The sequence below is a fragment of the Sphingopyxis sp. genome, assembly GCF_050916055.1.
Lineage (GTDB): Bacteria > Pseudomonadota > Alphaproteobacteria > Sphingomonadales > Sphingomonadaceae > Sphingopyxis.
Genome location: NZ_CP051527.1, coordinates 528,627 through 540,450, shown reverse-complemented (window position 1 = coordinate 540,450; position 11,824 = coordinate 528,627). Strand labels below are relative to the sequence as shown.

Annotated in this window: 9 protein-coding genes; all 9 read right to left on the bottom strand. The window is 65.8% G+C overall.

All coding sequences use genetic code 11. The features are described 5' to 3' along the window. Positions 1–215: 215 nt before the first annotated feature. Positions 216–554, bottom strand: a complete 339-nt coding sequence (locus HEQ22_RS02575) for a hypothetical protein (RefSeq protein ID WP_432769639.1) — start codon at positions 552–554, stop codon at positions 216–218. 239 nt (positions 555–793) lie between these two features. Further along, the gene (locus tag HEQ22_RS02570) at positions 794–1,795 is read right to left on the bottom strand and encodes an NAD(P)H-dependent glycerol-3-phosphate dehydrogenase (protein ID WP_432769638.1); all 1,002 of its coding nucleotides are present in this window, start codon (positions 1,793–1,795) and stop codon (positions 794–796) included. A 197-nt stretch (positions 1,796–1,992) separates the two neighbouring features. After that, complete coding sequence (locus HEQ22_RS02565) at positions 1,993–2,925, bottom strand: alpha/beta fold hydrolase (protein ID WP_432769637.1); 933 nt, start codon at positions 2,923–2,925, stop codon at positions 1,993–1,995. A gap of 120 nt (positions 2,926–3,045) precedes the next feature. Then, a complete protein-coding gene (locus HEQ22_RS02560; RefSeq protein WP_432769636.1) occupies positions 3,046–3,903 on the bottom strand; it encodes an alpha/beta hydrolase in 858 nt (285 codons plus the stop codon). Beyond that, positions 3,900–5,348 carry a DUF3336 domain-containing protein gene (locus HEQ22_RS02555; RefSeq protein WP_432769635.1) on the bottom strand — a complete coding sequence of 483 codons (1,449 nt, stop codon included), beginning with the start codon at positions 5,346–5,348 and terminating at the stop codon, positions 3,900–3,902. The genes HEQ22_RS02560 and HEQ22_RS02555 overlap by 4 nt, the downstream gene beginning before the upstream one ends. 23 nt (positions 5,349–5,371) lie before the next feature. After that, positions 5,372–6,949 carry a wax ester/triacylglycerol synthase family O-acyltransferase gene (locus tag HEQ22_RS02550; protein WP_432769634.1) on the bottom strand — a complete coding sequence of 526 codons (1,578 nt, stop codon included), beginning with the start codon at positions 6,947–6,949 and terminating at the stop codon, positions 5,372–5,374. Position 6,950: 1 nt separating this feature from the next. Continuing rightward, positions 6,951–9,290 (bottom strand): glycerol-3-phosphate 1-O-acyltransferase, encoded by a 2,340-nt coding sequence (locus HEQ22_RS02545; RefSeq protein WP_432769633.1) that lies wholly within the window; start codon positions 9,288–9,290, stop codon positions 6,951–6,953. 158 nt (positions 9,291–9,448) lie between these two features. Continuing rightward, complete coding sequence (locus HEQ22_RS02540) at positions 9,449–11,020, bottom strand: HAD-IB family hydrolase (protein ID WP_432769632.1); 1,572 nt, start codon at positions 11,018–11,020, stop codon at positions 9,449–9,451. A gap of 172 nt (positions 11,021–11,192) precedes the next feature. Then, on the bottom strand, positions 11,193–11,813 hold the full coding sequence (eda, locus tag HEQ22_RS02535; protein WP_432769631.1) for a bifunctional 4-hydroxy-2-oxoglutarate aldolase/2-dehydro-3-deoxy-phosphogluconate aldolase: 621 nt from the start codon (positions 11,811–11,813) through the stop codon (positions 11,193–11,195). Positions 11,814–11,824 lie beyond the last annotated feature (11 nt).

Here is an 11,824-nt window from a genome sequence, read left to right as displayed (position 1 = left end):
AAAAATGGAGCGGGCCGAACCCTGTCCGGCCCGCTCAAGTCGCGACCGCCGGGCATTAGGGTCGACCGCCGGTCGACGCAGCTACGGTGCGGACCGCGAATGGCTTCACGGGCGGCGAAATATCGGTCGGGCCACGCGCGGAAAAGGGCGGGCATCCGCAGACACCCGCCCTTCCCTTGCGACCCAGAGCAACGCTTGGGTGGTTATGCGCGGGCTTATCCGCCGACCGTCACTCGGCCGCTGCGATAGCCCTTCTTGCGCATCTCTTTGACATAATCCTTGTCGGCATCGACGACTTCGGTTTCCCATTCGTCCCATGCATCCCAGCGATCCTCGCGGTCGGTCGAGCGGCGCAGGTCGCTGGTCAGCTCCTTCTCGGCCTCGAGGATGTCGGCTTTGTAATTATACCAATATTGGTTGACGACGCCCGCGATCGGGGCGCTGCGGATCTGCGGTGCCTTGAACCCCGGCGGCTGCGAGCCATAGGGAACGGCGGCGACCGCGACGCTGGCGGGGAGAGCCAGGAATACTGCTAGGGTGGTCCACTTTTTCATCGTCCATCTCCTGATTGACAGACCCGCTAAGGGGCGTCGGACAAGCAACGAAGCAGAACGGAAAAATCTTCGCGGGTTGTCGCTGAATCGGCACGGGTTATGGCGGAATCCGGTTGTCGCCTCTCAAATACCGCCACCCTCACCCTTCCCACCGGCTTTGCCGGCGGGCCCCTTCCCTCTCCCAGCGGGAGAGGGAGGGAGGCGCGAAGCGCCGGAAGGGTGAGGGTCGACGTCCTGCTCTAGCCCGGATGCGCTTCGTCGCCGACCGACGAGCGGAGCAGGCCGCGAAACACCTCTTGCGCGTCGCGTTTGCCCTGCGTCACGTCGAACACATCGCGCGCGATCGGCATGTCGAGATTGTAGCGTTCGGCGAGTGCGATGACGGTCGGGGCGCTCTTTACCCCCTCGGCGACCATGTTCATGCCCGCGATAATCTCGTCGATCGGGCGGCCCTTGCCGAGTTCGACCCCGACATGGCGGTTGCGGCTCAAGGGACTGGTACAGGTCGCGATCAGATCGCCCATGCCGGTGAGGCCCGAAAAGGTTTCGGGGCGGCCGCCCATCGCGACGCCGAGCCGGGTGATTTCGGCCAGCCCGCGCGTCATCAGCGCCGAGCGGGTGTTGTCGCCCGCCCCCAGCCCGTCGCCCATGCCGACCGCGATCGCGACGATATTCTTGAGCACCCCGCCCAGTTCGCAGCCGAGCAGATCGGTGTTGGTGTAGACGCGGAACAGCCCCGAGTGGAACACCGGCTGGAGCGCGCGGACGACGATCTCGTCCTCCATCGACAAGACGCTGGCCGCCGCCTGTCCGGTCATGATTTCGCGCGCGAGGTTGGGGCCGGTGAGGACGCCGACCGGGTGGCCGGGCAGAATTTCCTCGATCAGCTGGGTCATCCGCTGCCCCGACGACAGTTCCAGCCCCTTGGTCAGACTGATCACCGGCACCCAGGGGCGCAGATGCTGCCGCGCCTCTTCCAGCACGCCGCGAAAGCTGTGCGAGGGGACGCCCATCACCAGGACGTCGGCGCCAGCGACCACCTGGGCCATGTCGTTGGTGGCGCCGAGCGCTGCGGGCAGCCTGATGCCGGGCAGATATTTGCGGTTCTCGTTCAGGGTGTTGATGTCGGCGACGGTTTCGGCATCGCGCGCCCACAGGCGGATCGGGGCGTTGCGCGACACCAGCGCCGCGACCGTCGTCCCCCAGCTGCCCCCACCGAGCAGGCCGACCTTGAGCCGCATATGTCTCTCCCCCTTGTTTTCAGGCGAGAGTGGCGGGGGAATGGCGGGTTGGCAAGCTTACGATCCTCCCTGTCGCGCAGCGATGGGGAGGTGGCAGCCCGCAGGGCTGACGGAGGGGCCGTGACACTAGCGTCGCGGCCCCTCCACCACTCGCTGCGCGAGCGGTCCCCCTCCCCATGGCTGCGCCACAGGGAGGATTAGTGTTTCGCCAGAAACGCCTTCATCACGCTGGCCGTCGCCTTCGGATCCTCGATCATCGGGACGTGGCCGACATGCTCGAAGATATGGCTCTGGCTGCCCGCGATGCCCGCTTCGAGCACTGGGACGCAGCTGACGTCGATCAGCCGGTCGTGGCGGCCCCAGAGGATCAGCGTCGGCACCTTGACCGCGCCGAGCCGGTCGTTGAGCGGCTGGTCGCGCCCCTCGGTGGCGATAACCCAGAAAATATGGTCGAGCTGGTCGCGATATTTGAGCGCATCGGCGTACAGCACCGGTTTCAGCCGCGCCGGAATGTAGGGCGGTTTGTGGACGACCATGCCGACCAGCCGGTCGGCGTCTTCCAGCCCGGCGAGGACGAGCGGGTTGTAATCCTCGTTCGCCGCCTGTTGCTGCAAATCGCTCTCGTTGGCGCCGTTGACCCCGGCATTGTTGATCAGGATCAGGCTGGCAAGCGCATCGGGATAGTCGATCGCATAGCGCAGCGCGATCCAGCCGCCCATGCTGTTGCCGCCCACATGCGGACGGTCGAGCCCGAGCGTGTCGGCGAATTGCTTGAGCCGTGCGGTCTGGGCCGTGAGGTCATAGGCGAGGTCGGGGTTGCGTTCATTCTCGCCGAAACCGGGCAGGTCGGGGGCGATGACGTGATAATCGCGCGTCAGGTACGGCGCGATCATCGACCAATTGTCCTTGTCGCCGGCAAAGCCATGGACGAGGAGGAGCAACGGTTTTGACCGATCGCCGCCCTCCAGATACGGCCAGCTGCGGCCATCGACGGTGACGCTTTTCTGCACCATGCCGCCGCGCCGCCGCAGCAGCGCGCGACCGAGCGCGACAAGCCGGCCGGGGAAGACGAAATATAAGAGCGCCAGCGCGATCAGCGGGGCGAAAAGGAGGATCAGGAGGATTTTCATGGTCTGGAACTCGATTCCCACTTTCCGTTCGCATCGAGCGAAGTCGAGATGCCCATCGGCCTGGCGCTGCCCTGCGGGGTGTCTCGACTTCGCTAGACACGAACGGGATTCAAACTTGGTTCAGGCTTCCGGCACTCGCGCGTCGAACCAGCCGATCAAATCGTCCAGCACCGCATCGCGTTCCGGCTCGTTGTAGATTTCGTGGAACAGGCCGGGATAGATTTCGAGCCGCTTGTCCGCCGACGCGACATGATCGAACAGATAGCGTGAGCCCGCGGGCGCGGTCAGCGCATCGGCCTCGCCATGCTGGAGCAGGATCGGCAGCGTGATCGCCTGCGCGCCGTCGCGCGCCTTCGCCATCGCATCGAACATCTCGGCCGCCAGCCGCGCGCTCAATTTGCCGCTGTGGACGAAGGGGTCGGCGAGATAGGCCGCGACGACCGCGGGGTCGCGACTGACCCCCGTCGGGTCGAGCTTCATCACCCCGGCGCGCGGCAGGTAGCGCGACAACAGGCGGCTGAGCCAGATGGTGAATTTCGACGGCGGTTTGGCGGTCAGGATCGCCGGCCCCGACAGCGCCGCAGCGGCAAAGTCGCGCTGGCGATCGATCAGCAGCAGCGTCGCGATCAGGCCGCCCATGCTGTGCCCCAACAGCAGCCGCGGCTTGCCGGGCCACGCTTCGCGCACCCGCGCGATCAGCGCCGCCATGCCGTCGATGTAGAAGGAAAAGGCAGGGACGAAACCCATCGTGCCGCTCGACTTGCCATGGCCCCAATGGTCGACGGCATAGACGGCGTACCCCGCCGCGGTCAGCCGCGCCGCGACATGGCCATAGCGTCCGGCATGTTCGGCATAGCCATGCGCGAGCAGCACCACCGCCTTCGGGTCGCCGGCAGGCAGCCAGCGCGTGACATTCAGGCTCGATCCGTCGCCACCCTGCCATGGCGGCAGCGTCAACGGTTCGTTGTCGGCGCTCACCGCACCGCCTTTTGCAGCGCCGAACTGCGGTGGCCGGGGCCGTCGTCGCCGCCCTTGTCGATCTTGGCGAGGATCGCGTCGAGGGCGCGGCTGATCGCGGTCTGGGTGCGCACCATCTCGATCTTCGGCCACGCGGTGCGTTCGCCGGTGTCGATCAGCTCGTCGATGTCGGCCTTGTCGAGGTCCGACAGGATCTTGGTCGGCGACCAGAATTTGGCGGGGCGGATGATGTTGATGTCGCCGGTATATTCCTGGTTGATCACCGACCGCGCGAGGTTCGCGAGGCTGTTGAGCGGCGGCACCAGTTCGAGCGGCTTCTGGAAGATCGCCATATTGGCGTTCAGCCACGCCTTGAACGTCGCCATCGACGCGTGCTGGATCGCCTCGATCGGCGCCATCTGTTTGCGGGTGTCGGTCGCGAAGGGCAGCGCGAGCGGATTGGCCTGGCTGACGATATGATGGTTGACGCCATAGAGCCGCTCGAGCCGCTTGGTCGGGATGTCGTGGGTCACCGACCCGTCGACCCAGCGGCGGTCGGGCTGGTAGGGAATGCGCGCGCCGCTTTCGTCGCGCGCCATCAGCATCACCGGCGGAAACACCCCCGGCACCGCGCACGACGCGAGCACCGCTTCGCGGATCAGCACATTCGGGGCGGTGATCGCGTTGAGCAGGCGGCCGTTCTGGTGCTTTTCGGCCGGCGCGACCGAGACGTTGAGGTGGCGGCCGCTGATCTCATAGGCTTCCTGAAAGGTCAGGTCGGGGATCAGGTCGGCAAGGCGCGCGGCGACCTCGCCCGGCGCGAGACGGCGCATTTCGGGATCGCGGTCGGGGTTCGCCAGCCGGTCGCTGGCGAGGAAGGCGCCGACGTCGCCGTCCTTGCGGGTGCACACCGTCGCGGCGACGATCGACCCGCCGCTCGACCCGGCAAGGATGTTCGGCAGCACGCCCTCGTCCCACAGCGCCTTGACGACGCCGACGTGGAAGAAAAGATAGCTGCCCGATCCCGACAGCAGCAGCGCCGAGCGGCCGTAGCAATGCTGGGCGCGGCGAAAGAAATCGCGCTTTTCCTCGCGCGGGATCGACCGCGCCGCAGCGATCTTCGCCAGCGCGGCGACGACTTCGGCGACATAGGCCTCGATCAGCTTTTTCGTCCCGAAGCGCGCCTTCTGGTAAAGCCTTTCGTGGCCCATGCCGTCGATATTGCCGTGGATGCCTTCGTTGAGCACGAAGAGCAGCCCCTTGACGTCGCCCGCCGCCGACAGGCCACGCAGCCTTTCGAGCCGGGCGCGGATCGCCTGATGATCGAAATGCCGGCTTTCGTCGGCATCGCGCCACGCCGCCATCCCCGATTTGCGGTCATGGTCCTGCGCCGCCTTGGCCCAGGCGATATAATCGGGCGCGGTCACGAGGTCGCGGTCGGCGCTGAGCGTCGGGGTAAAAAGCATTCAATGATCCTGCTGGGCATGGTCTATTTTTTGCGAGTCTTGCCGGTTGCGTTGCCTTTGGCAACCGGTTTCACCCTCGGTTTGGCGGCAGGTTTCGGAGCGGTTTTCGGTTTCACCTTGGCCTTCGCCGAAGCTTTGGGCGTTGCCGTAGCGGCTTTGGGCGGTTCGGATTTGGGGGTAGCCGCCATCAGGTCGGCGAAACTTTCCTCGATACACGCCCGGAAAAACGCGATGTCGGGCATGATCGCGCGTTCGGAAATCAGCGAAAAGGCGATGCGGCCATTATAGCTCGGCGTCGCGACGAACAGACCCATATTGTTCGCGAGCGGTGCCGCGCCATGCTGTTGCACCAGCTGGGCGCCCGCGAGATACAGCGGCACCTGCGCGCCGGGCACGTTCGAAATGAACAGGTTGGTGCCGCGCACCGCAAAGCGCTCGCTGGTGACGATCCGCGCCACCGCGGCCATCGTCGCGCCGGGAATATGCTGCGACAGGTCGGTCATGATCCGCGCGCTGACGCCCGCCTTCGCCTCCTTCGCCTCGACCGTATAGTCGCGGATCGCGGCGAGGCGCGCGAGCGGATCGGCGATGTCGCTGCGCACCGGGACGCTCATCGCCGACACCTGGTTGCCAGGGGTGCTGGCCCCCTTGTCCTTTGCGCCGGCGCCCGCATCCTTGCCGCGCAGATTGATCGGCGCGACCGCGACGAGGCTCTCCTTCGGCAACTCCTTATGCTTGGCGAGATATTTGCGCAGCGCGCCGCCGACCGTGGTGAGCACGACGTCGTTGACCGTCGCGCCGGGCACCTTCCGGCGAATCGCGGCGACGTCGGCGAGCGCGACGGTGGTGCCGTCGAACATCTTGTGCGGGCCGACCGCGACATTGAAGCGCGTTTCGGGCACCCCGGCGGTCATTCCCCCGTCGGATATCGCCTTGCGCGCCGACGAGACGATCGCCGGCGACATCTTCATTAGCGCGTTCATGAACTTGACCGGCGATTGCAGCGACGCCGACCAGGCGCGCGACAGCGTTTCGGCGCTCGACGGCGGATCGCCCAGATCCTCGACCGGCGGCGGTTCGGGAATCGCGGGGGTGCCCTTCGCATCGATGTCGCTCATCGCGATGAAGGCGTGCGCGCCCGACGCGCCGTCGACCGCGGCATGATGGACGCGGTGGAGCATCGCGAAGCTGCCCTTGGGAATGCCCGGAATGCGGTCGAGCCCCTCGATGATGTAAATGTCCCACAGCGGGCGGTTCATATCCATCGGTTTGGAGAAATAGCGCGCGACCGCGATGCAGAATTGCCGCCAGTCGCCGGGTTCGGGCAGGCGCGCATGGCTCATATGCGCCTCGACGTCGAAATGTTCGTCCTCGACCCAATAGGGATGGTCCATGTCGAACGGCAGGCGGTGGAGGCGGCGCTTGAACAAAGGCGAGGTGTGAACGCGGCTTTCGACGTGGGCGATGATGTCCTTGAAGCGCACGAAGCCGCCCGGCGCGGTGGAGGGGTCGTAGATATAGACCCCCATGATGTGGGTCAGGTTGTTCGCGGTCTGGGTGTAGAGGAACTGGGCGTCCTGCGCGCTGAGCTGTTTGAGCATCCTATCCTCCTGAACCGGGTAGTCGATCGGCGAGAGCCACCGTCGACAGCCGCATCGTTTCCATCACGTTCGCCAGCCCGCGCAGTTCCGCCAGCAGCGCGCGGCGGGCGGTAAGGAGGTCAGGCGTCACTTCTTCGGCTAACCCCATATGGCGCATCAGCGACAGGCCGTTGGCGAACAGCAATTTGCCGATCGCCGCCTCGCTGCTGATCCGGCGGAGCAGATAGGCCTGTTTGCCCTCGGTCAGCGCGGCGTCGAGTAAGGCCTTGTCATCGACCGCATCGCCGGGCGCCGCGCGGGCGAGCAAGTCGGCGACGACCGAATAGGCCTCGGCAAAGGGCAGCAGGATCGCGTGCCCGACGACGGGCTGGCAGCGGCGGAGTAGCTGCGCGATGCCGCGGTCGCCGCTGGCGAGGCGGCGGTCCCACACCGGGTCGATGCGTTCGAGTTCGGCGCGCAAGGCGGCCATATGCTCGTCGCGCGGCGGGTAGAAAAATTCGAATTTGAACAGGTCGCGCAGCCGATCGATCTTGTCCCAGAAGGCCGCGGTCGCATCGCCGCTGTCGGCGTCGCGCAGTTCGAAAAGCGCGAGTTCGATCATCGCGCGGTCGAGGAAATGATGCGCGATGATGTTGCGATAATAGCTCGCCATCGGATGCTTGGCGGGGTCGATCGAATAGACATTCTCGCTGCCCGCTTCGTAGCGGGTGAGCAGCCCGCTGGTGACGAGCGTATCGACGGTGGCCGACAGCGCGGCATCGTCGCCGCTTTCGAGCTCGCGACTGAGGCGGATGCCGCGCACCCGCGCCCAGTCGGTCACCGCACCGATCGCGCCGAGCAATTCGGCGGCGGTGGTGCCGCGCGGCGCCATGCCGAGCAGGATCAGGCACATGACCGAGGTGACGGTCAGCGGGGTCACGCGGTTTGCCTCGACCGCGACCGCAAAGGCGATTTTTTCGAGCGCGCGCCGGTCGTCGGCGTCCGGCGCGGTGTCGATGACCACCGGGTTGCCGATGTCGAGGCGGATGCGTCCCGACGGCTCTTTCAGGCTCTTCATATAGCCGATGAACCATGCGAGCGATTCGGGTTTCTTGCTGCGCCCCGTCTGTTCGGCGGCATATTCCTCGACATCGCGGATCAGGTCGAAGCTGGTCACGAAGGGGACAAAATGGACGCCGCGGGTTCCTGTCGCATGCGCGGCGTCGAGGACATATTTCATCAAGCCGTATTTGGGCGGCATCAGCTTGCCGAGCCGCGAGCGTGTGCCCTCGAACGCCCAGCTCAAGGGGAAACGCTTGGCGAGCAGCCAGGCGATATAGTGGCGCAGCACGAGCTTGTAGACCGGCTGGTCCTGAAAGCTGCGGCGGATGAAGATCATCCCCGAACGGCGGAAAAATTCACCCATTACCGCGAAGTCGAGATTGGCGCCGCCGAAGCTGTGCAGCATCGGCATATCGTTTTCATAGGTGAGGCGGCTGGGCGTCGCGCCGTCGATATAGGTTTTGTGGGTGAAGAGGATCGCGGTCGGATGTTCGCGCAGGATCGCGCGCAGCCGGGCGAGTTCGGCGGCGTCGACCTCCATCTCGGGCGCGTAGCCGCCGAACATCATGCGGTCGAGGCGGGCGCGAAGGTCGAGGAAGAGCGCCGACGGGCGCGCGATGACCTCTTTCATCAGCGGGCGGGCTTCGCGGAACAGCTCGGCGACCGGGCGGCCGGTTGCCTCGGACAATTCGGCGAGCGCGCCGCGGAATTTGGGGCTGGTACGCAGGCCGTCGGCGACGAAGCGCGGTACCTTGTAGCGGGTGCCGCGGATGCCGCGTTCAGCGACATCGAGCGCGAGCCCTGCCTGCCGCGCGACGAAACCCGCGAATTCGGCGCCATCGGGGCCCGCCGCGTCGCCGCCGCCGGTTTGCGCCGCGAAACGGCTACGCAGCGCGTCGAGCGTCGCCGCCTCGCCGACCAGTATCTGCGCGCGGCGGCGGTCGCGGAGCAGGATCAGCCGCGCGCGCAGCGAGCCGGGATGGCGCGGGTCGCCAAAGATCAGGTGGCGGAATTTGAGTGCGCGATCCTTGTCGAACCCCGGGATGCGCCACGCGACGCGCAGCGGCACGACCTGCCGCGACGGCGACCCGTCGAGCCGGGCGCGGAGGGTTTCGAGCGGGAGGGCGTGATCGTCGTCCTCAATCGCGAGGCTGGCCCATTGCGGGTCGTTGTCGCCCGCGGTGGCGTGGACCCAGTCGAGGAGCAGCTGGCGTTCGACCCCGCCCCGCGCGTCGATGATGTAGAGCCGGTCGGCCGCGTCCTCCGTGTTTATGGGGTTGCGGGCGGTTCCGTCGGCCACCGTTCAATAACGCCCCGCCACGTTGGAAAGAAGGGGAGCATGTCCCCTAATTCCGTTCGCATCGAGCGAAGTCGAGATGCCCGTCGGCATGGCGCTTTCCCGCCGGGTGTCTCGACTTCGCTCGACACGAACGGGAAGCAGATGTCGGGTGATAGTCGTCATTTGCTCGAAGGCTTTTTTGCCGGTTTCTTCGCGGCGGGCTTCTTTGCAGCCGCCTTCTTGGGCTTGGCTTTTTCGGCCTTCACCTCGGGGGCAGCAGCTTCTGGCGCAGGCTCTTTCGCGACCGATTCTGCAACGCTCTCTTCGGGCTGGCCGAGCGTACGCAGGAACATGTTGCGCACGTCGCGAACATGACTGCCCATCGTCCGCGCGCTCCACTTCGACGTATCGACCGGCGGCAGCACGGTGACGCGCACCGTCGCGGGGCGCATCACGAATTCGTTCTTCGGCGCGACGTCGGTCGCATTGTGGATCACGATCGGGACGATCGGCACCCCCGCCTGCATCGCCAGATGGAACGCACCCTTTTTGAACGGTTCGAGCTTCGGAGTCAGGCTGCGCGTGCCTTCGGGCGAGATGCAGATTGACTTGCCCTCTTCGCGGATCGCCGCGACCAGCGGCTCCATCGCCTTGATCGCGCTCTTGCCGTCGGCGCGGTCGACGAAGACGGTGCCGCCCCATTCCATCAGCTTGCCGAGAATCGGGATGTTTTTGATCTCTTTCTTGCCCACCCCGCCCATGTCGCGGCGGATGAGCTTGGCGAGGATCATCACGTCCGCCTTGCTCTGGTGGTTGAAGATGAAGACGCAGGGGCGCGACGACCAGAGATGCTTTTCGTCCTCGACTTCGAGCTCGACGCCGGTGATCGCGGTCGCGAAGTCGCCGAACAGGCCGATCGAAAAATTCGCCGCCTCGCGCTGCGAGCGCGTCAGCGCCCAGATCGGCAGGCCCGCAGCAAAGGCGCCGACGAGCGAGCCGGTGGCATAGATGGTGCGGCTGTAATCGATCCAGCTCGGGGTGCCGCGGCTCGCAAAGCGCTGCACCGGCCAGCCGCGTTCGTCGGCGATGGCCTTTAATTTCATGTTCGGGTTGAGCGGGCGCGGTTTGCCGACGCGGTCGAGCAGTTCGATGTCGTCGTCGCTGTCCGAATAGAAAAAGCTGTTGTCGAGATCGAGGCCATATTCGGCGGCGAGTTCCTCGGCGGCGAGCACCTTGCCCTCGCCGAAGCACAAGGGGCGGATGATGTCGCCGGTGAACACCCCATCCTCGATCTCATAGGCCGAACATTTGATGTCGGTAATCCCGAGGTCGCGCGCGGTCGGTTCGATCTGATAGATCGTCGCCGACGAGATGATCGCGACGCGGTGCCCCTTCGCCTGATGCGCCTCGATGATCGCGCGGGTTTCGGGGTAGATCTTGCGCGCGATATGTTTCCGGTAGAGTTCTTCGCCGAAGTCGATGAAGCTCTGTTCCTCGACCCCTTTCATGAATTTGGCGGCGCCCGACATCAGTCCCGAAAAGCCGATGCTGCCGAGGCTGTGCTGGGCGAGAACGTTCGCGGTCTCGGCGATTTCCTCGACCGACATTTCGCGGCGCTGGAATTTCTCGCGCAGCATCGCGGTGGCCGAATAGCCCGAGATGATCGTGCCGTCGAAATCGAACAGTGCGGCGATATGCGGCCCCGGTTCGGAGCTAAGAACTTCTTCCAGATGCGGCTGCGGTCTCGGCACGCCTGTCTCCCCACCAACGGCTATATTGCCGCTTGTCCCTGCACGATGACAGGTAAGATGGGGTTAATCAATGCGACCGTTCGTCGTCCCAGCGAAAGCTGGGGCGGCCGGTGGTTTACGCGGCGACGACGGAAAAGACCGACAGCGATCCCGGCTTTCGCTGGGATGACGATCAGGATTTGAGCGCCGCCGCCTCGCGCGCCAATGCCTCGATAAGGGCTGGGTCGAGCGGCCCCGACGGGACGACCCAGCTGCCGCCGACGCAGAGCACTGCTTCGAGCGCGAGCCAGTCGGGCGCGGTCGCAAGGCTGATGCCGCCGGTGGGGCAGAAACGCGCCTGGCCGAAAGGCCCCGCGAGCGCCTTCAGCGCCGGGATGCCGCCGCTCGTCGCCGCTGGGAAGAATTTGAAGCGGTCGAGGCCGAGGTCCATGCCGCGCATGATGTCGCCGGCGTTGGCGGTGCCGGGCAGGAAGGGAATGCCGCTGGCGACCGCGGCCTTGCCCAGATTGTCGGTAAGACCCGGCGAAACGATGAATTCGGCGCCGGCATGAATGGCGCCCGCCAGCATCGCGGGATCGAGCACCGTACCCGCGCCGACGACCGCGCCCTTCACCGATTTCATCGCAGTGATCGCGTCGAGCGCGGCGGGGGTGCGGAGGGTGACTTCGAGGACCGTCAGTCCGCCGGCGACGAGCGCCTCGGCCATCGGCACCGCATCCTCGACCCGGTCGATGACGATCACCGGGATGACGGGGGCTAGCGCCATGATCTGATCGATGGATTGGTCGGTCATAAAAACTCCGT

What these genes read in the sequence shown, in the direction of transcription:
- HEQ22_RS02575 (WP_432769639.1), bottom strand. Translation starts at nt 554, where the DNA reads ATGAAAAAGTGGACCACCCTAGCAGTATTCCTGGCTCTCCCCGCCAGC.
- HEQ22_RS02570 (WP_432769638.1), bottom strand. Translation starts at nt 1,795, where the DNA reads ATGCGGCTCAAGGTCGGCCTGCTCGGTGGGGGCAGCTGGGGGACGACG.
- HEQ22_RS02550 (WP_432769634.1), bottom strand. Translation starts at nt 6,949, where the DNA reads ATGCTCAAACAGCTCAGCGCGCAGGACGCCCAGTTCCTCTACACCCAG.
- HEQ22_RS02555 (WP_432769635.1), bottom strand. Translation starts at nt 5,348, where the DNA reads ATGCTTTTTACCCCGACGCTCAGCGCCGACCGCGACCTCGTGACCGCG.
- HEQ22_RS02565 (WP_432769637.1), bottom strand. Translation starts at nt 2,925, where the DNA reads ATGAAAATCCTCCTGATCCTCCTTTTCGCCCCGCTGATCGCGCTGGCG.
- eda (WP_432769631.1), bottom strand. Translation starts at nt 11,813, where the DNA reads ATGACCGACCAATCCATCGATCAGATCATGGCGCTAGCCCCCGTCATC.